Source organism: Kitasatospora sp. NPDC056651 (assembly GCF_042792155.1).
Taxonomy (GTDB): Bacteria; Actinomycetota; Actinomycetes; order Streptomycetales; family Streptomycetaceae; genus Kitasatospora.
In genome coordinates this window covers 29239-52576 of the sequence record NZ_JBHTWX010000059.1, presented here as the reverse complement: position 1 = coordinate 52576, position 23338 = coordinate 29239, and the positions used below count along the sequence as shown (strand labels likewise).

Genomic DNA, 23338 nt, shown 5'->3' with positions numbered 1-23338 from the left:
CGGACGTGCCGTACGAGCCCCGCCTCAGGGGGTTCCGCCCGCCGCCGCTCGGCTACTTGGCGAGCTGCGCCGCGAAGATCGCGTGGTTGAAGTAGGCCTTGGCCTCCTGGATCAGACCCTCGCTGTTCAGCTGGTAGACGTTGATCCCGGACCAGTTGACCGGCTTGCCGTCGGTGGAGACGGCCGCGCCGTGCCAGGACACGGCGGTGAACTCACCGACGTTGTGGGCCTCCAGCGGGGTCAGGCCGAGGAACGGGTCGAAGTTGGGGATGACGGACTTGATGAACGCCCGGATCGCCTCGCGGCCCTTGATCGGCTCGGTGCCCACCGGGTCGTGGAAGAGCGCGTCCTCGGCGAAGGAGTCCGCCCAGCGGTCGGCGTCGCCCTTCTGGGAGGCCTCGAAGAACTGCAGGACGGCCTTGGGCATGGCGGGAAGGGTCATCAACTTGCCTTTCTGTGGTGGCACTTCTTGATGGCTGCCGATCGGGCGGCGGGCCCGTCGGACAGGTCTGGTGGGGTGTCGGCGCCGACCCTCGCGGAGTGGGGGTGCAGCAGCTCGACCTTCTGCAGCTCGTCGGCCCGGAGGCGGTAGTAGAGCCGGGTGCCCTCCCGCCTCCTGGTCAGCAGGCCGGAGTAGAGCAGGATCTTCAGGTGGTGGCTGATGGTCGGCCCCGACTGGTGGAAGAAGTCCAGCAGTTCCCCGACGCAGGCCTCGTGGGCCTGCCGGCCGAGCAGGATGGCCACGATCCGCAGCCGGATCGGGTCGCCCAGCGCCTTGAAGAGCGAGGCCAACTCGTCGTGCGGGGAGGCCGGTTCATCGGGCGCGACGGACTCGGCCACGGCTGCCGCCCGGGCGCCGAGGGCGGGGCGGGCCATCCGCGGGAGGGGCGGGAGGGGACGGACGGGGCGGGTCATCTTCGCTCTCCTGGCGGCCGGGGAGCCGGTTTCAGTCAGCCAGCGGGTTGAGGCGGTCGTGTCGGCGCATCAGGGGGACGGTCGCCAGGCCGATGGCGGTCAGGACCGCCTGGACCACGCACACCCCGCCCCAGCCGTAGGAGCCGAAGCAGGCGCTGGCCACCGCCGCCGAGATCGCCCCGCTGAGGAAGACCGCGACCATGTAGACGGTGTTGGCCCGGCTGCGGGCGTCGGGGACGTAGGCGAAGATCCTGGCCTGGTTGGCGATCTGGCTCCACTGCACCCCGACGTTGGCCAGCACGATGCCCACCACGAGGGCGATGAGCACCGTGCCGCCCAGCGCGTAGGCACCGGCCGAGGCCAGGGTGAGCAGCAGGGAGGCGATGATGATCGGCTGGGCGCCCTTGCGGTCGATGAAGCGCCCGGCCCAGGGCGCGGTCACCGCGCCGGCCAGGCCCAGCACACCGAAGAGGCCGGCCACCGCGCTGCTGTACCCGTAGTGGTCGTTCGTCAGCACCAGGACCAGGGTCGTCCAGGTGGCGCTGTAGGCGCCGAACAGCGCGCCGTGCAGCACACAGGCGTGCCGGACGGACGGTTCGTCGCGCACCAGCCGGGGCAGCGAGGCCAGCAGGCTGGTGTAGCTCATCGCCGGGCGCGCGCCCTCCTTGGGCAGCAGGTAGACGGCGAGGGCACCGGTCGCCGCGGTCAGCACGGCGGCCAGCACGTAGACCGCCCGCCAGCCCGCGGCCTGCCCGACGGCGCCGCCGATCACCCGGGAGCCGACGATGCCGGTCATCAGGCCGATCTGGACGTTGGCCACCACCGAGCCGCGCTTCTCCGGGGGTGCGAGTTCGGCGGCCAGCGGCACCAGCACCTGCGGGATCACGGTGGCGGCGCCGATCGCGGCGGTGGCGGCGGCCAGCACCCAGAGTCCGGGGGAAGCCGCGGCCAGCAGCAGGAAGACGACGGTGACGCTCAGCATCACGCCGAGCAGCGGCCGCCGGCGCCGGACGTCGCCCATCGGGACCAGCAGCAGGATGCCGGCCGCGTAGCCGAACTGGGCACAGGTGACGACGATGCCCGCCGAGGAGTGCGGGACCCCGAGGCTGTCGCTGAACAGCTTCAGCAGGGGCTGTGCGAGGTAGACGTTGGCGACGGTGGCCCCGCTGCACACCGCCATCACCAGGAACAGCAGCGGGCGGACGGTGGCGGCGCGGGGCGGCCCCGCGACGTCGCGGTGGAGAACCGGAGTGTCTGTCATGACAGGTCCTTGGTCACGCGGAGATGCGGAAAGCGGATGGGGTGAGCAGGCCGAACGGGGTGAACGGGCCGAGCGGGATGAGCACGATGAGCGGGGTGAGCAGGATGAGCGGCACCCGGAAACGCCGGGGAGGGACGGCCCCCGAGGCGTGGCCGGGGCGTGGCAGGGCGCACGGCCGATCAGGGTGCTGCCGGATCCGGCAGCCGGTCGGCCGGCGGCGTCACGGTCAATTTTCTACACCAACCAGATAGTTTATTCAACTGGTTGGTTTTTCCGGCCGGTCGGTATAAACTGATCAATCCCCCCTGCCCGACCGCTGCCACCGCCGCCCGAGATCCGAGGATGGGCCCATGACCTCACGCTCCGAGCAGACCCGAACCCGGATCTACCAAGCCGCCCTGGCCGAGTTCGCCCAGTACGGCGTCGCGGGCGCTCGCGTCGACCGGATCGCCCGGGAGGCCCAGGCCAACAAGCAGGCCATCTACCTCTACTTCGGCGACAAGGAGACGCTCTTCGCCACGGTCCTGAAGCGGGCTCTGGGCGAGCTGGCGGCCGCCGTTCCGCCGCCGACCGCCGCGGGCACGGTGAACGTCACCGACTACATCGACCGGCTGTTCACCTACCACCAGGAACACCCCGAGGTGACCCGCCTGCTGCTGTGGGAGGCGCTGGAGTACGGCGACCGGCCGGTTCCCGACGAGGAGTCCCGGCGGGAGCACTACCAGCAGAAGGCCGCCGACCTGAACAGCGTGCGCACCGCCGCCTCCGAGCAGATCACCGCGATCGACGCGCCGGCCCTGCTGCTGATCTTCACCGGACTGGTGGGCTGGCCGCTGGGAGTCCCGCAGGTCCGGCGCATGATCGTCGGTCAGGAGAAGGACGCCATGGACCGCGTGAAGGCCGCCGTCGTCGCCGCCGCCGTGACCATCGCCGGCCAGAAGTAGGACCGACGCAGGACCGACGCAGGACCGACGCGGAACGACGCAGGACCGACGGACCTCGACCCCCGGGCGCCGTCGGCGGTACCCCACCGCCGGCGGCGCCTCGCCGTGTCGGCGCCGGGCGACCGCCGACGGCGTCGGAACTTTCGTCTTCATCGAAAAGCTTGTCCCGAAGCGGAACCGCTCGTACTTTTGAGCGGGCCCGAGGCGCCGGCGGTTCCGCCGACCGGAGGCCCCCTCGCCGCTCCCCGGAACCACAGGGTCGAGCCCCCACCTGCCCGGATGCCCCCGCGGGGTCCCCCCGGCCCCGATTCCAGCAGCAGGCGGACGCCCGGCCGGGGAGCGGCGACCCCCGTGGTTCCCGGTCCATCGAGCGAGAGACAGGTGAGTCCCCTCATGAGTGCGACAGAACAGGCCCTGGTCGGGCGGCGCAAGGCCCTCGGTTTCGGCGCGCTGCTGGGCGCCGGAGCGCTGACCGGCACGCTGACCGCCGCCCACCCGGCCGCCGCCGCGGCCCCCTCCGCGCCGAGCACACCGGCTGCGCCGGGCGCCGCCCAGGACCGCACTCACCACCAACTGCCCGGCCACTACGCCGGGTTCCCCGCCATGCCGGCCTCGCTGCTCCAGTTCTTCGCCGCCTCCCAGCGGGCCGACGCGGCCGCCTGGGCGGACGCCTTCGCCGTGAACGCGGTCTTCCGCGACCCGGTCGGACAGCCGCCGATCACCGGCCGCGCCGCCATCCGGGCCCGGATCGCCTCGATCCTGCCGAACTTCCGCCCCTTCCTCGGCATCACCCCGCTCGACGCCCACGCCACCGCCGACTTCGTCGCGGTCTCCTGGCGCGGCGCGGCGGTGACGCTCTCCAACCGCCCGGTCAACTGGTCCGGGATCAACGTCTTCCAGCTGGATTCCGCCGGGTTGATCAAGGAGTGCTCGGCCTACTTCGAATACTCCGTCTTTCAGGCCCAGCTCGACCCGAAATGACGGACGGCAATTGATCGTTCACCACGAGGAACGACCCGAAGCTCCCGCGGCCCCCGCGGGAGCTTCGTACTTTCCGGCCGCTTTTTCGCATTCCCCGGTATCTGGACGGTAGGTCGACGGTAGGGCGAAAGAACGTTCTTCTGTTTTTATAGGACTCGCCCCTGAGGAACTGCCGCGGGCCTCGACCGGCGCGCCATCGCCGCCGCGCCCCGCCCCGGACGGCACCAGGGACCTTCGCCCTCTCGACAGCTACCGGAGGAGCTTTCCCATGCATATCCTGGTGACCGGTGGTGCCGGATTCATCGGCAGCAACTACGTCCGCCGCCTGCTCGCCGGCGACCTCGGTTCCGATGTGACCGGGGTCACCGTTCTCGACAAACTCACCTACGCCGGAAACCTGCGGAATCTGGATCCGGTCTCCACCGACAGCCGACTGCGTTTCGTCCAGGGCGACATCGCCGACGAGACACTGGTGCCCAAGCTGGTCTCCGAGGTCGACGCGGTGGTGAATTTCGCCGCGGAATCCCACGTGGACCGCTCGATCGGGAACTCGACCGAGTTCGTGCACACCAACATCGTGGGCGCGCACAACCTGCTGCACGCCGCCCTCCAGGAGGGCCTGCCCCGCTTCGTGCACGTGTCCACCGACGAGGTGTACGGCTCGATCGACGAGGGCTCCTGGACCGAGGAGTGGCCGCTGGAGCCCAACTCCCCCTACGCCGCGGCCAAGGCGAGCGCCGACCTGCTGGTGCGCTCGTACGCCCGCACCCACGGCCTGAACGTCAGCATCACCCGGTGCAGCAACAACTACGGCCCGTACCAGTTCCCCGAGAAGGTCATCCCGCTGTTCGTCACCACGCTGATGGGCGACGGCACCGTCCCGCTGTACGGCGACGGCCTGAACGTGCGCGACTGGCTGCACGTGGACGACCACTGCCGGGGCATCCAGCTGGTGCTGGAGCAGGGCGCCCCCGGCGAGGTCTACAACATCGGCGGCGGACGGGAGTTGACCAACCGCGAGCTCACCGACGTGCTGCTGCGCGCGATGGACCGGGACTGGACCTCGGTGCGCGGCGTCGCCGACCGCAAGGGCCACGACCGCCGCTACTCGCTCGACGACGGCAAGCTGCGCCGCCTCGGCTACCGCCCGCAGGTCACCTTCGAGGAGGGCATCGCGAGCACCGTCGCCTGGTACCGCGACAACGCCGCCTGGTGGCAGCCGCTGCTGGCGAACGGCTCCTGATCCCCGGCGAGTTCACGAACGGCCGCGAAGAACCACCAAGAACACCGCACAGCACAACACCACAGCGCCACCGCACCGCCGTACGACGTGAAAGACGAGCACCCCAACGCACGCCTCCGCAGCAGAAGGGAAGAGTTCATGCGCGGCATCATCCTCGCCGGCGGGTCAGGCACCCGGCTGCGTCCGCTGACCAGCGTCCATTCCAAGCAGCTTCTGCCCGTCTACGACAAGCCGATGGTCTACTACCCGCTCTCCGTGCTGATGCACGCCGGGATCCGGGAGATCCTGCTCATCTCCACCCCGCAACACCTCGACGTCTACCGCGACCTGCTCGGCGACGGCGCGGACCTCGGCATCGAGCTGAGCTACGCCGTGCAGGAGCACCCCGGCGGCCTGGCCCAGGCCCTGTTGATCGGCCGCGAGTTCGTCGGCGACGAGGACCTCTGCCTGGTGCTGGGCGACAACATCTTCTACGGCCACGAGCTGCCGACCATGCTGCGCCGGGAGGTCGAACGGCTGGACGGCTGCACGCTGTTCGGCTATCCGGTCAGCGACCCCGAGCGCTACGGCGTGGCCGAGACCGACGAGCAGGGCGCGATCGTCAGCCTGGAGGAGAAGCCCGCCCGGCCCAAGTCCAACCTGGCCGTCACCGGCCTGTACATGTACCGCAACGAGGCCGTGGACCGGGCCGCCCGGCTCACCCCCTCGGCCCGCGGCGAACTGGAGATCACCGACCTCAACCTGACCTACGTCCGGGAGAACCGGGCCCGGCTGGTCAACCTCGGGCGCGGCTCGGCCTGGTTCGACACCGGCACCCACGACAGCCTGCTGGAGGCCTCGACCTTCGTGCAGATCCTGGAGAAGCGCCAGGGCATCCGGATCTCCTGCATCGAGGAGGTCGCCTACCGGATGGGCTTCATCGACCGGGAGCAGCTCGCCCTGGCCGGCAAGCGGCTCTCCGCCTCCTCCGGCTACGGCCAGTACCTGCTAGAGCTGGCCGGCGCATGAGCCCGCTGAGCGGCACAGCGCGCCAGGACACCGCGCCGCACCCCACCGCGCTGGTCGAGGCCCGCACCCGGGTCCTCGGCTCGGCCGTGGACGCGGGGTGCTGGGTCCGTCAGGAGGCACGGCTGGAGGACAGCACCCTGGCCCCCGGCGTCTTCGTCGGGTTCCGCAGCGAGATCGTCGCCGCCGACCTGGGTGCCGGGGCCATGGTCGCCTCCCTGGCCCGGATCGGGGCGGCGGGCGGAGCCCGGGTCACCGTCGGGGCCGGCGCCTGGATCGCCGCCCGGGCCGTGGTGGCCCCCGGCGTCAAGGTGGGCGCGGGCGCGGTGGTGGCGGCCGGCGCCCAGGTCTTCGAGGACGTCCCCGCGGACACCATCGTGGTCGGCCGCCCGGCCCGGTTCCTGCGCCGCCGCACGGCGGCCGACGACGGGCTGCCGGACATCGCGCCGGTCCTCGCCCTGGTCCGCCGCCGCGGCCTGCGCCAGGTCGCCCTGCCGGAGAGCTGGCAGGTGGGCCTGGGCGGGCTGCTGGACGCCGAGTTCGACGGCGGCCGCGACGTGCGGATCGGCGCCGGACTGATCGCGCTCGGCCGTCCCGACGGGCCGTCGCCGCTGGGCGGCATCAGGCTCGGCAGCGGCGTGCGGATCGGCGCCCGCGCCGTCCTGGAGGGCGGCGGCGGGATCTCGGTCGGCGCCCGCACCGTCCTGGGCTCCGACCTCCAGGTCCTCTCCAGCGGCCACGACCTCGACCGCCGCTCGCTGCCCTGGCAGCCCGGCCCGGTCTCGATCGGCACCGACGCGCGGATCGGCGCCGGCGTGACCGTCATCGGCCCCTGCGCGATCGGCGACCGCGCCCGGGTGGCCGACGGCGCGATCGTCGTGGCCGACGTCCCGGCCGGCGCCACCACCTCAGGAGTACTCACCCTTTCCGACCCGAGGAGCTCACGATGAGGATCCTGTTCGCTCCGGCCGCCACCGGCTCGGGGCACAACATGCGCGTGCTGTCGCTCGCCCGGGAGATCCGCGAGCTGCGCCCCGACGCCGAGCTGACCGTGCTGCTCGGCTCCCTCCAGGCGACCTTCACCCCGATGTTCACCGAGGCCGGGGTGACGGTCGTGGACCTCGCGGCGGGCCAGGCGGTGGACTACGCCACCAAGAGCAATCTCGGGCGCCGGATGGACTGGGCCGGCTACATCGGCGGCTACCTCGCCCCGGCCTTCGTCAACGGCGAGCGCATCCTGCGGTACCTGTCCCTGATCCAGGACCAGCGGCCGGACCTGGTGGTCAGCGACTACAACATGTCCGCCAGCATGGCCGCCGCCATCCTCGGCACCCCCCACGCCCTGGTCACCGAGCGGTACGACTTCACGCTGTACCAGCTGGACGACCGGACCCTGGTGGACGGCGGCTTCGACATCGAGCCCGAGGACCTGCGGCACGGCCGCAACGCGCTGCACGCCTGCTTCGAGTGGATCGTCGGGGACGCCGAGGTGGTCCTCACCGACAAGCCGCTGGTCCCCGAGCTGGACGAGGGCACCGCGGTGGCCAAGGCGCTCGCCCCCGGCGGCAACGCGGTGTTCACCGGCCCGATGGTGCGCCGGGTCCCGCCGCCCGCGGACGGCGCCAAGGTCCGGGCCGACCTCGGGATCCCCGAGGGACCGCTGATGGTCGGTTCGGTGGGCGGCACCACGATGTTCCTGGAGAACAAGCAGAAGGTCATCGACTGCTACCTGGCGGCCTACGAGCTGCTCCGCGAGACCCACCCCGACCTCCAGTTCGTGCTGCTGGGCCGGGAGCCCGTGCCGGCCCCCGAGTCGGTGATCCAGCTGCCCTACCTGCCGGAGTGGATGCCGCTGCTGCGGGAGGCCAACGTGCTGCTGTCCGCCCCCGGGTGGATCACCGTCACGGAGGTCGCCGCGATGCGGATCCCGACCGTCTTCGTGCTCGGCAGCCTCGGCGAGTACCACGAGGTGGAGGCGGCCCGCCGGCTGGAGCACCTGGGCTTCCCCACCCACGTCGAGCCCACCCCCGCCCGACTCGCCGACTCGGTGGCCCCGTTCCTCGCGGGCCGCCCCGATCCCAGTGCCCCGTCCGTCGGACAGCTCGCGATCGCCCCCAACGGTCCGGGCACCCAGCTGGCGGCGCGGCACCTGGTGGCGGCCGCCTCCCGCGCCCGCTGATGGCCGTGCCCGCGGCCCTCGGCCTGCACGTCGCCGCCCGCATGCTGCTCGCGGGCGACGGCTCGACCACGGTGATGCTGGAGGCGATGCTGAACCGCCCGCTGTCGGTGTCGGTCTCGCTCCAGCACCACGTCGACGCCCGCCAGGCCCCACCCCAGGCGGTCGCGGCGCTCGGTCTGGGCCGCGGGCACAGCGTGATCGAGCGCCACTCGGCGCTGGTCACCGACCAGGACGACGTGGTCAGCCGCAACCTGGTGGTCTTCCCCGCTCCCCCACGCGGGTGGACCGCCGCCGCCGACGACCCCACACCGCTCGGCCACCGGCTGCGCGCCGCCCGGACCCTCCAGCACCGCCGCCTGCTCGGAAGCGGAAGCGACCGGTGGGCCCCCCACGACGAGCGGTGCCTCTACAAGGAGTACCTGATCCACAGCGAGGACGGTGCCCGCCTCTACGTGCACGAGCGCTTCAACCCGCGGTACGTCCCCCTTCCCGACAGCCTCTGACACTCACCGAGGAGTCCCGATGACCCGACCGCCCACCCTGCGCGCCTTCTTCACCCGGAACTTCCTGGACCAGCGGGGCCACGTCCCGGCCGTCCTGGGCCGGGACGCCGGTGAGCAGGTCACACCCGACCGCACCCTGCGGGACGCGGCGCTGGCCCTGCTGGTCCTGGGCCGCGCCGAGGAGCCGGAGCGCACCCGCACCCTGCTGACCGCCCTGCGCGACTTCGAGGACGCCGGCGCGGCCGGCTTCCACGAGCTGCTGGACGTGACCGGCACCCCGCACCCGATCGGCGACGTCCGCACCCCGGGCGTCCAGGCGCTGGCCTGGTGGGCGCTGCACCGGGCGGGCACCGTGCTGGCCGACCCGGCCCCGGCCGAGGAGGCCCGCGCGGGCCTGCGTTCGCTCGCCGAGGCGGTCACCGCCGCCGACTGGCCGGCCCGCCTGCACCGCGACGGCACCCGGGTGCTGGACGGCGCGGTGCTGCTGGAGCAGGTCTCCGTGCTGGTGCTGGCGGCCCACGCGCTGGACGACGGCGACGCCTTCTGGGCCTCGTTCCTGACGGCGGCCACCGAGCGGCTGGCCTCCTTCGACTCCGCCGACGGCGCCTGGGCGGCGCTGACTCCGCGCGGCGAGCCCGACACCTTCCACGGCTACCGGCTGCGCGCCAGCGCGCTGGCCGTGCTCGCCTGGTGCGCCCTGTACGAGCGTGCCACCGCCGCCGGTTCGCCGGACCGCAGCGCCCTCGAACGCGCCTGCGCGGTGCTGCGCCAGCTGGACGCCCACGAGCACACCCGCGGCCGCGGCCTGTGGGACCGGCTGGACGCGGACTCGCAGACCCGGGTGGACCCGCTGCGCGCCGAGTACGGCCGCTCCGAGTCCCCCTTCCCGGCCAAGCTGATGTCCGACCACGCGCTGGCGGTGCTGGCCGCCGACAAGGTCGCCGAGCTGTCCGACGACGTGTGGGCCAAGGAGCTGTCCGCGCTGGCCGCCGCCGAGCTGTGGCGCTACACCGACACCGAGCTCGGCGGCGTCTTCCAGGGCCAGGGCAGCTGGTTCTCCACCCCGGTGGAGGCCACCGTCCCGCTCGCCCGGCACGTCATGGTCCCGCCGCGTTCGGCCGGCGCCTTCTCGGTCGGCAACACCGCCTACGTGCCGTTCCACGAGAAGCACGCCGCCACCCAGCTGCTGGCGCTGGCCGCGCTGGGCGACCGGGAGCAGCCCGCGGTCACCGTGCCGGTGCCGGCCGCCCTGCGGCCCTGGCCGCTGGAGCGCGACCTGTCCTACGTCGCCCGCGAGCCGCTCTCCGAGGGGCTGATCGACATCCCGGCCTACCTGGAGTGGCTGAACGCCACCGCCTCGGGCCTGGGTTACGGGCTGACCCCGTACCGGGCGCCGCTGGGCCTGCGCTCGGACCGCACCGCCCAGACCTTCTCGGTGCTGCACGTGGTCTCCGACCTGATGGCGCTGAACGAGCCGATCGACAACCGCGACGAGCTGCTGGCGGGCATCTACGCGACCCAGAACCCGGACGGCGGCTTCGGCGAGCAGCCGGGCCTGCTCTCCGAGTCGTTCACCACCTACTGCGCGGTGCTGACCGCGACGGTGCTCGGCGGCAGCGACTACGACACCGAGCAGTGCGCCGAGTTCCTGCTGGCCTGCCAGCACGCCGAAGGGGCCTTCGGCAACGCCCCCGGCTACCCGGGCGACGCCTGGCACTCCAACCTCGCCGTCCTGGCCCTGCTGGCGCTGGGCCGGCGCCCGGAGCGGGAGGCCGACCTGGTCGCCTACTTCGCCGCCTGCCAGAACCAGGACGGCGGCTACGGCAACCAGCCCGGCCACCCCTCGGACACCTTCGCCACCTTCCGGGTGGTGGACACCCTGATCGCGCTCGGCCTGGAGCCGCCGCGCCACGAGCTGACCATCGCCTGGCTGCGCGGCCTCCAGACCGAGGCCGGCGGCTTCCGCTACCGCCAGTCGGGGCCGGAGAGCTTCGTCGGCTCGTACCACGCGATCGCCTCGCTGTACGTGCTGGGCTCGGGCCCGTCCGACCCGGCGGCCTGCCGGGGCTGGATCGCCGCCCGCCAGTCCGCGGACGGCGGCTTCGGACGGCTGCCCGGCGGCCCGTCGGAGACCACCGACGAGGGCTTCATCGCGGTCCAGGCGCTGCACATGCTGGAGGGCAAGCTGAACCCGTACTGGGCCGTCATCATGACCTGATGTTCCGTCACCATCCCATCAGCAACGACCCGAAGGGCATTTCCGATGATCTTTGACTGCCACCAGCACGTCGTCCTGCCGACCTCGGCGCAGATCGCCTCGATGAACGAGGCGGGCATCGACCGCGCGGTGCTGCTGTCGACCCTGCCGCACATCGAGCACTCCACCGACATCGCCTCGTTCAAGCAGGAGATGTCCGTCCTGCACCGGGTCCTCCAGGGCGAGGCGGACGGCCGCGAGCGGCCCACCCGGGAGCTGCGGGAGGCGCTGGCCGAGGGCGGCGACCGCTTCGTGGCCTTCGGCAAGGTGCCGGTGGGCCTGCCGTACGAGGAGACCGCCAAGGCGCTCCAGGAGGAGGTCCTGGAGCCCGGGTACGCGGGCGTCGGCGAGCTGACCTTCGGCTCCGACGGGGCCGCCGGGCTGGAGCCGGTGTTCCAGGCGGTGCACGAGGCGGCGGTGGACGGCCGGGCGCTGCCGCTGCTGGTGCACGGGTTCGCGCCGCAGACCGCCGGCGACATCCGGACCACCGCTGCGCTCGCCCGCTCCTTCCCGTCGGTGCCGGTGGTCATCGGGGTGCTGGGCGGCCTGAACTGGCTGGAGACCATCGAGCTGGTCAAGGAGATCCCCAACCTCTACCTGGACCTGGGCTCCTCCTTCGTCTCGCTGGCGCCCCGGCTGGCGGCCGCCGAGGTGCCCGAGCGCTGCCTGTTCGGCTCCAACACCCCGTTCGCCGACATGTACACCAACCGCATCCTGGTGGAGCGGGTGATCCCGGACGCCGCGGCCCGGGCCCGGGTGATGGGCGAGAACCTCGCGGAGCTGCTCGGCCTTTCGAACTGAGCACCGGACGGACTTGACGGTCCGTCGAATTCCCCTCGATCGGGGGCGGATGGGGACACCCTCAGGTCCGCCCCCGATTGTCATGTAGGTCACGTTTGCCCGGCCTGGCGCGGGCGGTCACGGGAATCGTCGCATGTCATCGGGCCCGTGACTCTCCGCTATTTAAACCAACTAGTTGCATGAAAACTTCCGATTGGGATAAGTCTTGAGACATGGCCTCCTCTGACGAAACCCACACAGCCCCACGCCCGTTGCCGGGTCGTGAACTCGGACGCACCGGCCTCACCCTGCCCCGCGTCGGACTCGGCACCTGGCGCCGCTTCGACCTCCCCGCCGGGCGCGAGCACCTGGCCCGCGAGATCGTCCGGCTGGCGCTGGACCACGGGGTGCGGGTCTTCGACACCGCGCCGGTCTACGGGCGCTCCGAAGGAGTGCTGGCCCGCGCCCTGGGCGCCGACCGGCAGCGGGCCTTCGTGGCGACCAAGATCTGGGCCGACACCCCGGCCGCCGGCCGCCGCCAGTTCGAGCACCAGCTGGACCTCTTCGACGGCCGGGTCGACCTGCTCCAGCTGCACCACCTGATCGGCTGGCAGGTCCACGCGCCGTGGCTCGAACGGGAGCGCGAGCGCGGCCGGATCGGCGCGCTGGGCCTGACCTACTGGCGCGACCACGCCTTCGGCGGCGGCACCGCGGCCGAGCTCGAACAGGCCATGCGCACCGGCGTGTTCGACGCCGTCCAGATCCCGCTGAACCCGCGCGAACGCGACGTCGAGGAGCGCCTCCTGCCGCTGGCCCGCGAACTGGACCTGGGCGTGCTGGTGATGCGCCCCTTCGCCGAGGGGGGCCTGCTCGGCCGGAAGCCCGACCCCCGCCGGCTGGCCGAGGCCGGCTGCGCCGAGCCCTCCGAGGCCCTGCTGCGCTGGGGGCTGTCCGACCCGCGCGTGCACGTCACCCTGCCCGCCACGATCAGCCCCGCCCACCTGCTGGCCAACATCGCGGCCGGCTCCGCACTGGAACTGACGGACCGTCAACGCACCGCGATCACCGAGCTGTTCGGCTGACCAAGCCCACCGCCGTCCCACTGACGATAGGCCCGATACCCGTGAACGGTTCCATCGCCACGTTCGCCACCATCGACCCGCAAACGCCCGAGCACCACTCCCGCCCCGCCCCGGCTCCGGCGGTCGCCGACATCCCGAAGGTCGCCGGTGTCGCCGCCCGGGAGGCCTTCCACGTCAGCCTGCTGGGGACCCCGGCCATCTGGCTCAACGGAGAGCCGATGCACATCCGGGGCGACGCCACCAGACGCGTGCTGGTCCACCTCGTCCTCACCTCGCCGCACGTGATCCCCAACCACCGTCTGATCGAGTCGACCTGGGGAGGCAGCGAGCCCGACAGCGCGATCGACCAGATCCGCAAGATCATCTCCAAGCTGCGGCAGAGCCTGCCCGGCGGCAAGGACCTGATCCGCACCGAGCCGGGCGGCTACCGCATCACGCTCAACGCCCGGCAGAGCGACGTCGTGCTGTGGCGGGACGCGATCCGCCAGGCCCGCGCCCTGCTGCACGACGGCGACGACCACGCGGCCATGGAACAGCTCTCCGACGCCCTGGACCTCTGGCGCGGGCCGGCCCTGGACGGCCTGGAGGGGCACCCCTTCGCCACCGAGTCGGTCTCCCTGCACGAGGAGCGGGACGCCGCGCTGGAAGCCTGGTGCCGGCTGGCCGTCAAGGACCTCGGCGCCCCCGCGGTGATCACCCGGCTGCGCCGCGAGGTCGCCCAGCGGCCGTTGCAGGAGCGGCTGTGGGAGATCCTGATGACCACCCTGGCGGGCTCCGGCCGGGTGCTGGAGGCGATGGACGAGTTCAACAACCTGCGCAAGATCCTCTCCAACTCGCTGGGCGTGCGCCCCTCACCGCAGCTGGAGGCCCTCTACCGCACCCTGCAGGCCACCGCGAACACCCTCGCCCCCGCCCCGGCCGCCCAGCCGCCCGCGCCGCCCGCCGCCCGGTTCCCGGTCCCGGCGCAGCGCCGCCCGGCCGAGCGACTCCAGCCGGCCGAGCGGCTCCGGCCGCGGCCGCCCGGCTGGATCAAGGACCTGCTGCGCGGCCAGGAGCCCAACCCGGGCTTCGTGATGGACTCCCGCTGGAACGTGCTGCACCGCAACCACGCCATGGCGCGCTGGTTCCCCTCGCTCGCCGAGGAGCGGGCCAACATCGTCTCCTGGGCGCTGACCGACCCCTCGGCCCGGGCGACCCTGCACGGCTGGGACGTCCACGCCCGGCGCTACGTCGGCATGTTGAAGCTCGCGCTGTCCCACCGGCCCGACGATCCGTTCCTGCGCGCCGTCCTGAACGGCTTCAAGGAGCAGCACGGCCGGGACTCCGCGCTCCTGGCGGAGGCCGTCGAGGCGGAGACCTGGGAGAACCACCGGTTCACCCTCAACCTCGGCCACATCAGCCCGGCCCCCGTCCAGGTGGTCTCCCACCTGCTGACCGCCGACGGGAACCCGGACCTGCGCGTCATCCTCCTCGTCCCCTCCCGGGGTCACGTCGTCTTCTGACCCACCCGCAGCAGGGCCGGCGCCGGACGAGACCCGGCCGACGTCCTCCTCGTCTCCCACCGGACGAGGAGAACACCTGCCCTGCCGGACCCGCCCCGCCCCGGACCCGCCCCGCCGCAGCGGCCGTCAGGCGAGGGTGACCTCGACCGGCAGCTTCTTGATGCCGTTCACGAAGTTGGAGCGCACCCGCGGGACCTCGCCGGCCAGCCTGATGCCCGCCAGGCGCGGGATCAGCTCCTCGAACATGATCCGGATCTCGGTGCGCGCCAGCAGGTTGCCCAGGCACAGGTGCGGGCTGCCCTTGCCGAACGTGACGTGGTCGTTGTCCGTGCGGGTGACGTCGAAGTCGTAGGGGTTGCCGAAGACCTCCTCGTCCCGGTTGCCGGAGGCGAACCACATGACGACCTTCTCGCCCTCCCTGATCCGCTTGCCGCCGAGCTCGACGTCCCGGGTGGCCGTGCGGCGGAAGTGGTAGACGGGCGAGGCCCAGCGCAGGAACTCCTCCACCGCGCCGGGGATCAGCGACGGGTCCGCCTGGAGGCGGGCCAGCTGCTCGGGGTGCTGGAGCAGCGCCAGCATCGAGTGGCTGATGGTGTGCCGGGTGGTCTCGTTGCCGGCCACGACCAGGAGCAGGAAGTAGTTGTCGAAGTCCTGCGCCGACAGCGGCACCCCGTCCCGCGGGGTCTCGTTGACCAGCCGGGAGATCAGGTCGGTGCCGTCGCCGCCGCGCCGCTGCCGGGCGAGTTCGCGGCCGTACTCGAAGACCTCCAGCGAGGCGGGCGAACGGAACGGCAGGTCGCGGTACTTCTCGCTCTCCTCGCTGTGCAGCAGGACGTCGGCGTAGTCCGGGTCGGTGTTGCCGATGATCCGGTTGCCCCAGTCGATGAGCTGCTGGTTGTCCTCCGGCGGCACGTCCAGGAGGCGGGCGAGGACGTTGATCGGGAAGTCGGCGGAGACCTCCTTGACGAAGTCGAAGGTGCCCTTGGCCAGCGCGGCGTCCAGCGTGCTGGCGGTCAGGCCGCGCAGGAAGTCGGCGTAGCTGTTGATCACGCTCGCGCCGAACTGGCGCTGGAGCAGGCTGCGCATGGCCCGGTGGCGGACGCCGTCCAGCTCCAGGATCGAGGCGCGCTTCTTGATCTGGTCGTCGTCGACCTCCTCCAGGTTCACGAACCTCGTGGAGGTGAAGGTCTCGGCGTCCCGATCGACCCGGGCGATGTCGGCGTGCCGGGTGACCGACCAGAAGCCGGAGTTGGGCGCGTCCTCCTCCTGCCAGTGGACCGGGGCCTCGTGGCGCAGGGTGTGGAACATCCGCCACGGGGTGACGCCGTCGGTGAAGTTGTCGAGATCGGCCAGGTTCACCTGGTCCAGGGGCATCGGCTCGTGGACGGCGCCGGAGGCGGGCGTGGTGGGCACGGTGGTCATGGGTCGCTCCTCGGCGTTCACAGGTGGTAGGCGTACTCGGTGAACTCCCAGTCGGTGATGTGCCGATGGAAGCGCGCGACCTCGTCGCGCTTGTACGAGAGGTAGGCGGTGGTGAAGTCCCCGCCGAGCACCTCGGTCAGGGCGGTGTCCGCCTCCAGCGCGTCGAGGGCGGCGGGCAGCGAGGCCGGCAGCACGGCGGACCTGGCGGGGTCGTAGCCGTAGCCCTCCAGCGGGGCGGCCGGCTCGTCCCCGGCGACGACGCCCAGCAGCGCCGCCGCGAGGGTGCCGGCGATCAGCAGGTAGGGGTTGGCGCTGGCGTCCCCCAGCCGCAGTTCGAAGCGGCTGCCGGAGCCGCGCTCCGGCGGGATGCGGACCATGGCGCTGCGGTTGTCCAGCCCCCAGTCGATCAGCCAGGGCGCGAGGGTGTCGGGGCCGAACCGCTTGTAGGAGTTGACGGTCGGGTTGGCCAGCGCGGCGAGCGCCGGGGCGTGGGCGAGGACGCCGGCCACGGCGTGGCGGGCGGTGGCGCTCAGCCCGTACGGCGCGGCCGGGTCCGCGAAGACGTTGTCGCCCGCCTCGTCCACGCAGGACAGGTGGAGGTGGAAGCCCGAGCCGCCCGAGCCCTGGAAGGGCTTGGCCATGAAGGTGGCCAACCGGCCTTCCTTGCGGGCGAGTTCCTTGACGGCGGACTTGAAGCGGAAGGCCCGGTCCGCGGCCGACATGGCGTCCGAGTGGGTCAGGTTGATCTCGAACTGGGAGCCGTCGAACTCGTGGTTGCCGCTGGTGACGCCGATCTCCAGGTCGCGCAGGAGGCGCAGGGTGCGCAGCAGGTGGTTGTCGCCGTCGGCGCGCAGCCCCGCGGTGTAGACGACGCCGGCGGCTTCGCTGTAGCGGCGCCAGCCGCGCTCCGTGCCGGGCGCCTCCTCGCACAGGAAGTACTCCAACTCCGGTCCGACGACCGGGTGCAGGCCGTACTGCCGGCAGCGCTCGACGACGCCGCGCAGCAGGTCGCGGGGGGATTCGGGGGCGGGCCGTCCGGTGGCCGGGTCGGTGACGTCGCCGAGGCAGGTGGCGACTCCGGGCTCCCAGGGCAGGGCGGTCAGGGTGTCCAGGTCGGGGCGCACGCAGATGTCGGGCAGGCCGGCGTCCAGGCCGCCGGGGACGGGGACGACGTCGCCCTGGGGGCTGGTGTGGTAGACGGCCCGGCAGAAGGCGAGGCCGTGGTCGCAGGCCGAGGGCAGGTGGTCCAGCAGCACGTCCCGGGCCCGCTCGGTGCCGATGAGGTCGGGATAGGTCACCCGGACCACGTCGATGCCCTCGGCGGCCAGCCGCTCCTGGTGGTGGCGGACGGGTGGGGTGGTGGATGCGCTCACCGGTGTCTCCTGGGGGAAGTGGGGGCGCCTCCCCGCACTCGCGGCACGGGGGGAAGGAAACGCGGCGGCTTCGGACTGCGTGGGGATGCAGGATGCCGCTCGCTCACTGGTGGCAAACGGTAAGGACGCGGGTCACCCTCCCGCAAGGGGTGCGACACACAAATTTATCCATCTGGATAGCTATTGACCCGGGGGCTGCTCACTCCTACGTTATTTGACATCAAACGTTTTGGCGGCCGCGACCGCCGCTCGGCGTACGCCGCCCCCGGCCGGGACCCGGCCCCAGCGGGCCCGCGCCCCCTCTCCTCCCTCTTCCGACGTTCCCCCACCGCACCAGGAGGACCGGCCATGCAGGTCGTCGTCGACATGAACAAGTGCCAGGACCACGGCCAGTGCGTCTTCGCCGCCCCCGACGTCTTCCGCTTCGACGACGACGGGCGCCTCGCCTACGTCGCCGACCCCGACGAGGCGCTGCGCGCCGACGTCGAGGAGGCCGCCGACGTCTGCCCGCTCCAGGCCATCCGGATCGAGGACTGAGCCGTGACCGCACCCATCGTCGTGGCCGGCGCCTCCATGGCCGGCCTGCGCGCCGCCGAACAGCTGCGCGCCGCCGGCTGGGACGGGCCGATCACCCTCGTCGGGGACGAGCCCCACATGCCCTACAACCGGCCGCCGCTCTCCAAGGAGGTCCTGGCCGGCAAGGCGACCTTCGAGTCGCTCGCCTTCCGGCCCCGGGCCGCCGTCGCCGACGTCGAGTGGCGCCTGGGCACCGCCGTCGCCCGGGCCGACCTCGACGGCCGGACGGTCGAACTGTCGGACGGCGGGACCCTGCCCTACCGCGGCCTCGTGGTGGCCACCGGCATGCGGCCCCGGCGGCTGCGCTGCCCCGGGCCGGTGGCCGGCCGGCACACCGTCCGCACCCTGGCCGACGCCCGGGGCCTGCGCGAGGCGCTGACCCGCCCGGGCGTGCGCGTGGTCGTGGTCGGCGCCGGCTTCATCGGCTGCGAGGTGGCCGCCACCGCGGTGGCCCTCGGTGCCGCCGAGGTCACCGTGGTCGACCCGATGCCGCTGCCCATGGCCGGCCCGCTCGGCGAGTTGCTGGCCGGCGCGCTGCTCACCCGCCACGAGCGCCGGGGCGTGCGCTTCGCGCTCGGCACCGGGGTGACCGGCTTCGAGGGCGAGGACGCGGTCACCGGGGTCGCCCTGGCCGACGGCCGGGTCCTGCCCGCGGACGTGGTGGTGGAGTCGGTCGGCTCCGTCGCCAACACCGAGTGGCTGGAGGGCAACGGCCTGGACCTGACCGACGGCGTGCTCACGGACGAGCACCTGCGGGCCGGCGGACGCCCCGAGGTGATCGCCGTCGGTGACGTCGCCCGCTTCCCCAACGCCCGCTACGACGGCGTCCCGCGCCGCGTCGAGCACTGGTCCATCCCCACCGACACGGCCAAACACGCCGCCCGGGTGCTCACCGCCCACCTCACCGGCACCGACCACGGCCTGGAGCCGTTCGCCCCGCTGCCGACCTTCTGGAGCGACCAGCACGACTTCCGGCTCCAGTCCTTCGGCTCCCCCGCCCTCGGCCGGGAGGACGTGCGCGTCCTGGAGGGCGACCTCGACGGCGACGTCCTGGTCGGCTACCACCGGGACGGCCTGCTCGTCGGCGTCGTCTCCCTGGGCGGCCAGAGCGCCGCGGCCGCCGCCGCCCGCCACCGCGCCGAACTGCTCCGGCAGCCCGCTCCCCCGCAACCCGCCCCCACCGCGTAAGGAACCCCCAAGTGGCCAGTGTCCGTGGATACTTCCACCCCAAGACGGCGACCGGCGCCTCCTCGCTGATCCCCTCGCCGCCGTGGCGCTACTCCGGCGACCTGCTGACCATCGAGTACCGCACCGACCCGGCCCGGGTGCGCGAGCTGCTGCCCGAACCGCTGGAGCTCGCCGACGAGGACCCGGGCGCCGTCGCGCTGATCTGGGCCGACTGGCAGTCCTGCTCCGCCTCCGGGCAGGAGCTGATCGACCCGGTGCTCGCCCAGTACAAGGAGGCGTTCGCCGTCGTCCGCTGCAAGTTCCGGGGGCAGACGTACAGCCGCTGCGTGTACATCTGGGTCGACAAGGACTTCGCCATCGCCCGCGGACTGCACCAGGGCTACCCGAAGAAGCTCGGCTCCATCCACCAGACCCGCCCCCACCCGTACGGTCCCGCCCCGCGCATCGAGGCCGGCGCCCGCTTCGGCGCCACCCTCGCCGCCGCGGACCGCCGCCTGGCCCAGGCCGTCGTCACCCTGCGCGAGCCGTCCGGGACCAACGGCTTCGTCAACGGCCACCCGATGGCCCACCACCGCTGGCTGCCCTCGATCGAGAAGGGCGGGGGCCTCGCCCTGGACGAGCTGGTCGCCTCCGGCGCCTCCTCCTTCGAGGCCGGCACTCCGTGGGTCGGGGACGCCGACCTGGAGCTGTTCGAGTCGCCCACCGAGGAGCTGGCCCGCCTGGAGGTCCGCGAGCCGATCGCCGCCTACTACCGGCAGGTCGGGGTGGTGTGGGACGGCGGCAGGCTGCTCGCCTCCCGCACGACCGGCGCCGAGTGAACCCCCGCCGAACCCGCCCCCGCCCCTTCCGAGGACGCACGAGGAGCCCCAGGTCATGAGCGACCACACCACCACCGTCGCCGGCGTCGCCGTCGACACCCGGCACTGGATCGGCGGCGAGCGCGTCGCCTCCGCCGGGACCTTCACCGACGTCTCGCCCATCGACGGCGCCGTCCTCGGCGAGATCGCCCGGGGCACCGCGGCCGAGGCCGGGGCGGCGGTCGCCGCCGCCAAGGCGGCCTTCCCCGGCTGGGCCGCCACCCCGCGCGAGGAGCGGGCCCGCCTGCTGCACGCGATCGCCGACGGCGTGGAGCGCCGGCTGGAGGACCTGGCCGTCGTGGAGACGGCCGACAACGGCGCCCTGCTGCGCTCGCACCGCCGCGGCGTGATGCCCCGGGTCGCGCACAACTTCCGGTTCTTCGCCGACTGGCTGCTGGAGCTCGCCCACGAGGACTTCGACACCCGCGGCCACGCCAACCGCGTCAGCTGGGACCCGGCCGGCCCCTGCGTGCTGATCACCCCGTGGAACGCGCCGCTGATGCTGGCCACCTGGAAGGTCGCCCCGGCGCTGGCGGCCGGGAACACGGTCGTCCTCAAGCCCGCCGAGTGGTCGCCGCTGACCGCCTCGCTGCTCGCCGACGTCGCCGCCGAGGCGGGGCTGCCGGCCGGCGTCCTCAACGTGGTGCAGGGCCTGGGCTCCGAGGTCGGCGACGCCCTCACCGCGCACCCCGACGTGCGGCGGATCAGCTTCACCGGCTCGGTGCCGACCGCCAGGCACATCGCCGCCTCGGCCGCCGCCAACCTGACCCCGCTCAGCCTCGAACTGGGCGGCAAGTCCCCGCTGCTGGTCTTCGCCGACGCCGACCTCGACCTCGCCGTCGACCTCGCGGTGGAGCAGTACGACAACGCCGGCCAGGTCTGCCTGGCCGCCACCCGCCTCCTGGTCGAGGAGACGGTCGCCGAGGAGTTCACCCGCCGCTTCGTCGAGAAGGCCTCCCGCATCGTGCAGGGCGACCCGCGCGACGAGGCCACCGGGATCGGCCCGAACATCCACCCCCGCCAGCTGGAGAAGATCGACGGCTTCGTACAGCGGGCCCTCGCGGCCGGTGCCACCGCCGAGATCGGCGGCAAGCGCCTGGAGGGCCGGTACTACGCGCCGACCCTGCTCACCGGCGTCGCCCAGGACTCGGAGATCGTCCAGGAGGAGGTCTTCGGCCCCGTCCTGACCCTCCAGACCTTCCGCGACGAGGAGGAGGCCGTCCGGCTGGCCAACGACACCCGCTTCGGTCTGGCCGCCACCGTCGCCACCGGCGACCGGGACCGCGCCCGGCGCGTCACCGAGCGGCTGGTGGCGGGCACCGTCTGGGTCAACTGCTTCTTCGTCCGGGACCTCCGGGCCCCGTTCGGCGGTTCCCGCCACTCGGGCGTCGGCCGCGAGGGCGGCACCTGGAGCTTCGACTTCTACTGCGACGTCAAGAACACCGTCACCGCGCCGAAGGGATGGGCGGACCATGGGTGAGATCGTCGGCGCGGGCCTGCTCGCCCACGTCCCCACCATCGTGCTGCCCGAGGAGACCAGGCTCCAGCTGAACGAGGGCAGGGAGATCACCCTGGTCACCGGTCTGCGGCAGCTGCGCGAGGACGTCTTCGCGCGCGACGACTACGACACCGTCGTGGTCCTGGACTCCCACTGGGCGACCACCGTCGAGTTCGTGGTCACCGCCCAGCACCGCCGGGCCGGCCTGTTCACCTCCGAGGAACTGCCGCGCGGCATGTGCCGGATGCCGTACGACTACCCCGGCGATCCCGAACTCGCCCGCAACATCGCCGGGTTCGCCGACCGGCACGGCACCTGGATCACCCCGATCGACGACGCCTACCTGCCGGTCTACTACGCCACGATCAACCTGTGGAAGTTCCTCGGCGAGGGGCTGGCGGACAAGCGCTGGGTGACCATCGGCGTCTGCCAGACCGGCGACATGGAGGACCACCTGCGCCTCGGCCGGGCCCTGGCCGACGGCATCGCCGCCACCCCCGGCCGCCGGGTGCTGCTGATCGCCTCCGGCGCGCTGTCCCACACCTTCTGGCCGCTGCGCGAGCTGCGCGACCACGAGTCCGGCGACCCGTCGCACATCTTCACCCCGCAGGCGCGCGCCGCCGACGAGGAGCGGATCGCCTGGTTCAGGGAGGGCCGCCACGACAAGGTCCTCGACACCATGGACGAGTTCTGGACGTACAAGCCCGAGGCCCGGTTCTTCCACTACCTGATGATGGCCGGCGCCCTCGGCGAGCAGGCCTGCGTCGCGAAGGCCCGCCAGTACGGCGAGTACGAGAACTCCATCGGCACCGGCCAGGTCCACCTCTGGTTCGACCGCCCCGAGAACGGCTGGACGGGCGCCGGACTGCCCGCCGCCTCCGGCCCCCGCAACCCCCACAGCCTCAGCTAGAAAGGCCCCCGCCATGCCCGAGTACCGCCGCATCCTGCTCGACGGCGCCGCCGTGGAGACCGTGCGCGAGGGCGACGACCTGGTCGCCGGCGACGGCCGCCGCGTCGCGATCGAGGACGCCCACCACCTGCCGCCCGTCGTGCCGTCGAAGGTGATCGCCGTCCACCTCAACCACCGCAGCCGGGTGGACGAGTTCCGGATCGGGCTGCCCGACACCCCCACGTACTTCCACAAGCCGACCTCCTCGCTCAACTCCCACCGGGGCGCGATCGTCCGCCCCGAGGGGTGCAAGTGGCTCAACTACGAGGGCGAGGTCGCCATCGTCATCGGCCGCACCACCCGCAACATCTCCCCGGCCGAGGCGGGCGACCACATCGCCGGCTACACCGTGGCCAACGACTACGGCCTGCACGACTTCCGGGACACCGACGCCGGCTCGATGCTCCGGGTCAAGGGCTCCGACACGCTGTGCCCGCTCGGCCCCGGGCTGGTCACCGACTGGGACTTCCGCGGCAAGCGGCTGCGCACCTACGTCAACGGCGAGGTCGTCCAGGACGGCTCCACCGACGAGATGACCTGGGACATGCACTACCTGGTCGCCGACATCGCCCGCACCATCACCCTGTACCCCGGCGACGTGCTGCTGTCCGGCACCCCGGCCAACTCCCGTCCGGTGCAGCCCGGGGACGTCGTCGAGGTGGAGGTCGAGGGGCTCGGCCGGCTCACCAACCGCGTCGTGACCGGTCCGACCCCGGTGCGCACCGACGTGGGGGCGCAGCCCACGGAGTCGGAGGAGGTCCTGTCCACCGCCCTCGGCGGCGACTGGGAGTTCCGGGGCATCCGGCCGCCGAAGCGCTGACCG

Annotated in this window: 22 protein-coding genes; 17 read left to right on the top strand and 5 right to left on the bottom strand. The window is 72.7% G+C overall.

All coding sequences use genetic code 11. The features are described from left to right. Positions 1-52: 52 nt before the first annotated feature. Genes ACFRAR_RS22715 through ACFRAR_RS22705 form a run of 3 tightly spaced genes read right to left on the bottom strand, consistent with a single transcriptional unit; the run spans position 53 to position 2176 of the window. On the bottom strand, positions 53-442 hold the full coding sequence (locus tag ACFRAR_RS22715; RefSeq protein ID WP_380699956.1) for a nuclear transport factor 2 family protein: 390 nt from the start codon (positions 440-442) through the stop codon (positions 53-55). After that, positions 442-915 (bottom strand): ArsR/SmtB family transcription factor, encoded by a 474-nt coding sequence (locus tag ACFRAR_RS22710; protein WP_380699955.1) that lies wholly within the window; start codon positions 913-915, stop codon positions 442-444. Before ACFRAR_RS22710 ends, ACFRAR_RS22715 begins: the two co-directional genes overlap by 1 nt. Positions 916-946: 31 nt before the next feature. Continuing rightward, the gene (locus tag ACFRAR_RS22705; protein ID WP_380699954.1) at positions 947-2176 is read right to left on the bottom strand and encodes an MFS transporter; all 1230 of its coding nucleotides are present in this window, start codon (positions 2174-2176) and stop codon (positions 947-949) included. Positions 2177-2526: 350 nt separating this feature from the next. Here ACFRAR_RS22705 and ACFRAR_RS22700 point away from each other — a divergent pair, with 350 nt between their 5' ends. The 11 genes from ACFRAR_RS22700 to ACFRAR_RS22650 all read left to right on the top strand — a co-directional run bounded on the left by ACFRAR_RS22700 (position 2527) and on the right by ACFRAR_RS22650 (position 14652). Further along, entirely contained in the window at positions 2527-3120 is a 594-nt protein-coding gene (locus tag ACFRAR_RS22700; RefSeq protein ID WP_380699953.1) for a TetR/AcrR family transcriptional regulator, read from the top strand. A gap of 393 nt (positions 3121-3513) precedes the next feature. Then, the gene (locus ACFRAR_RS22695) at positions 3514-4101 is read left to right on the top strand and encodes a nuclear transport factor 2 family protein (protein WP_380699952.1); all 588 of its coding nucleotides are present in this window, start codon (positions 3514-3516) and stop codon (positions 4099-4101) included. 268 nt (positions 4102-4369) lie between these two features. Next, a complete protein-coding gene (rfbB, locus tag ACFRAR_RS22690) occupies positions 4370-5344 on the top strand; it encodes a dTDP-glucose 4,6-dehydratase (protein WP_380699951.1) in 975 nt (324 codons plus the stop codon). Positions 5345-5482: 138 nt separating this feature from the next. After that, positions 5483-6352 (top strand): glucose-1-phosphate thymidylyltransferase RfbA, encoded by an 870-nt coding sequence (gene rfbA, locus ACFRAR_RS22685; protein WP_380699950.1) that lies wholly within the window; start codon positions 5483-5485, stop codon positions 6350-6352. Beyond that, positions 6349-7299: a DapH/DapD/GlmU-related protein gene (locus ACFRAR_RS22680; RefSeq protein WP_380699949.1), complete on the top strand. Its 951-nt coding sequence runs from the start codon at positions 6349-6351 to the stop codon at positions 7297-7299. Before rfbA ends, ACFRAR_RS22680 begins: the two co-directional genes overlap by 4 nt. Continuing rightward, positions 7296-8528: a hypothetical protein gene (locus ACFRAR_RS22675; RefSeq protein WP_380699948.1), complete on the top strand. Its 1233-nt coding sequence runs from the start codon at positions 7296-7298 to the stop codon at positions 8526-8528. The genes ACFRAR_RS22680 and ACFRAR_RS22675 overlap by 4 nt, the downstream gene beginning before the upstream one ends. After that, positions 8528-9031 carry a hypothetical protein gene (locus ACFRAR_RS22670; protein WP_380699947.1) on the top strand — a complete coding sequence of 168 codons (504 nt, stop codon included), beginning with the start codon at positions 8528-8530 and terminating at the stop codon, positions 9029-9031. The genes ACFRAR_RS22675 and ACFRAR_RS22670 overlap by 1 nt, the downstream gene beginning before the upstream one ends. Positions 9032-9050: 19 nt before the next feature. Continuing rightward, complete coding sequence (locus ACFRAR_RS22665) at positions 9051-11249, top strand: prenyltransferase/squalene oxidase repeat-containing protein (RefSeq protein ID WP_380699946.1); 2199 nt, start codon at positions 9051-9053, stop codon at positions 11247-11249. A 45-nt stretch (positions 11250-11294) separates the two neighbouring features. Next, the gene (locus tag ACFRAR_RS22660; RefSeq protein ID WP_380699945.1) at positions 11295-12089 is read left to right on the top strand and encodes an amidohydrolase family protein; all 795 of its coding nucleotides are present in this window, start codon (positions 11295-11297) and stop codon (positions 12087-12089) included. 251 nt (positions 12090-12340) lie between these two features. Next, positions 12341-13150 (top strand): aldo/keto reductase, encoded by an 810-nt coding sequence (locus ACFRAR_RS22655; RefSeq protein WP_380699944.1) that lies wholly within the window; start codon positions 12341-12343, stop codon positions 13148-13150. A 41-nt stretch (positions 13151-13191) separates the two neighbouring features. Continuing rightward, positions 13192-14652 carry a BTAD domain-containing putative transcriptional regulator gene (locus ACFRAR_RS22650; RefSeq protein WP_380699943.1) on the top strand — a complete coding sequence of 487 codons (1461 nt, stop codon included), beginning with the start codon at positions 13192-13194 and terminating at the stop codon, positions 14650-14652. Positions 14653-14778: 126 nt separating this feature from the next. Here the strand turns inward: ACFRAR_RS22650 and ACFRAR_RS22645 are convergent, their stop codons facing one another. Both ACFRAR_RS22645 and ACFRAR_RS22640 read right to left on the bottom strand, forming a co-directional pair. Then, complete coding sequence (locus ACFRAR_RS22645; RefSeq protein WP_380699942.1) at positions 14779-16074, bottom strand: cytochrome P450; 1296 nt, start codon at positions 16072-16074, stop codon at positions 14779-14781. Positions 16075-16091: 17 nt separating this feature from the next. Further along, positions 16092-17447: a glutamine synthetase family protein gene (locus tag ACFRAR_RS22640; RefSeq protein ID WP_380699941.1), complete on the bottom strand. Its 1356-nt coding sequence runs from the start codon at positions 17445-17447 to the stop codon at positions 16092-16094. A gap of 348 nt (positions 17448-17795) precedes the next feature. On the opposite strand from ACFRAR_RS22640, the gene ACFRAR_RS22635 reads away from it, so the two are divergent. The 6 genes from ACFRAR_RS22635 to ACFRAR_RS22610 are packed head-to-tail and all read left to right on the top strand — an operon-like array spanning position 17796 to position 23335. Further along, on the top strand, positions 17796-17984 hold the full coding sequence (locus tag ACFRAR_RS22635) for a ferredoxin (RefSeq protein WP_316528019.1): 189 nt from the start codon (positions 17796-17798) through the stop codon (positions 17982-17984). Between the two features lie 3 nt (positions 17985-17987). Then, complete coding sequence (locus ACFRAR_RS22630) at positions 17988-19211, top strand: NAD(P)/FAD-dependent oxidoreductase (RefSeq protein ID WP_380699940.1); 1224 nt, start codon at positions 17988-17990, stop codon at positions 19209-19211. 11 nt (positions 19212-19222) lie between these two features. Next, a complete protein-coding gene (locus ACFRAR_RS22625; RefSeq protein ID WP_380699939.1) occupies positions 19223-20029 on the top strand; it encodes an acetoacetate decarboxylase family protein in 807 nt (268 codons plus the stop codon). Positions 20030-20084: 55 nt separating this feature from the next. Beyond that, a complete protein-coding gene (locus ACFRAR_RS22620; RefSeq protein ID WP_380699938.1) occupies positions 20085-21548 on the top strand; it encodes an aldehyde dehydrogenase in 1464 nt (487 codons plus the stop codon). Continuing rightward, entirely contained in the window at positions 21541-22476 is a 936-nt protein-coding gene (locus ACFRAR_RS22615; protein ID WP_380699937.1) for a 3,4-dihydroxyphenylacetate 2,3-dioxygenase, read from the top strand. Before ACFRAR_RS22620 ends, ACFRAR_RS22615 begins: the two co-directional genes overlap by 8 nt. A gap of 13 nt (positions 22477-22489) precedes the next feature. Beyond that, a complete protein-coding gene (locus ACFRAR_RS22610; protein ID WP_380699936.1) occupies positions 22490-23335 on the top strand; it encodes a fumarylacetoacetate hydrolase family protein in 846 nt (281 codons plus the stop codon). Positions 23336-23338: the final 3 nt, after the last annotated feature.

Coding starts and splice junctions, on each gene's coding strand:
- rfbB (WP_380699951.1), top strand. CDS start 4,370: ATGCATATCCTGGTGACCGGTGGTGCCGGATTCATCGGCAGCAACTAC.
- ACFRAR_RS22675 (WP_380699948.1), top strand. CDS start 7,296: ATGAGGATCCTGTTCGCTCCGGCCGCCACCGGCTCGGGGCACAACATG.
- ACFRAR_RS22695 (WP_380699952.1), top strand. CDS start 3,514: ATGAGTGCGACAGAACAGGCCCTGGTCGGGCGGCGCAAGGCCCTCGGT.
- ACFRAR_RS22660 (WP_380699945.1), top strand. CDS start 11,295: ATGATCTTTGACTGCCACCAGCACGTCGTCCTGCCGACCTCGGCGCAG.
- ACFRAR_RS22715 (WP_380699956.1), bottom strand. CDS start 442: ATGACCCTTCCCGCCATGCCCAAGGCCGTCCTGCAGTTCTTCGAGGCC.
- ACFRAR_RS22680 (WP_380699949.1), top strand. CDS start 6,349: ATGAGCCCGCTGAGCGGCACAGCGCGCCAGGACACCGCGCCGCACCCC.
- ACFRAR_RS22710 (WP_380699955.1), bottom strand. CDS start 915: ATGACCCGCCCCGTCCGTCCCCTCCCGCCCCTCCCGCGGATGGCCCGC.
- ACFRAR_RS22665 (WP_380699946.1), top strand. CDS start 9,051: ATGACCCGACCGCCCACCCTGCGCGCCTTCTTCACCCGGAACTTCCTG.
- ACFRAR_RS22670 (WP_380699947.1), top strand. CDS start 8,528: ATGGCCGTGCCCGCGGCCCTCGGCCTGCACGTCGCCGCCCGCATGCTG.
- ACFRAR_RS22645 (WP_380699942.1), bottom strand. CDS start 16,074: ATGACCACCGTGCCCACCACGCCCGCCTCCGGCGCCGTCCACGAGCCG.
- ACFRAR_RS22700 (WP_380699953.1), top strand. CDS start 2,527: ATGACCTCACGCTCCGAGCAGACCCGAACCCGGATCTACCAAGCCGCC.
- ACFRAR_RS22610 (WP_380699936.1), top strand. CDS start 22,490: ATGCCCGAGTACCGCCGCATCCTGCTCGACGGCGCCGCCGTGGAGACC.
- ACFRAR_RS22620 (WP_380699938.1), top strand. CDS start 20,085: ATGAGCGACCACACCACCACCGTCGCCGGCGTCGCCGTCGACACCCGG.
- ACFRAR_RS22615 (WP_380699937.1), top strand. CDS start 21,541: ATGGGTGAGATCGTCGGCGCGGGCCTGCTCGCCCACGTCCCCACCATC.
- ACFRAR_RS22635 (WP_316528019.1), top strand. CDS start 17,796: ATGCAGGTCGTCGTCGACATGAACAAGTGCCAGGACCACGGCCAGTGC.
- rfbA (WP_380699950.1), top strand. CDS start 5,483: ATGCGCGGCATCATCCTCGCCGGCGGGTCAGGCACCCGGCTGCGTCCG.
- ACFRAR_RS22705 (WP_380699954.1), bottom strand. CDS start 2,176: ATGACAGACACTCCGGTTCTCCACCGCGACGTCGCGGGGCCGCCCCGC.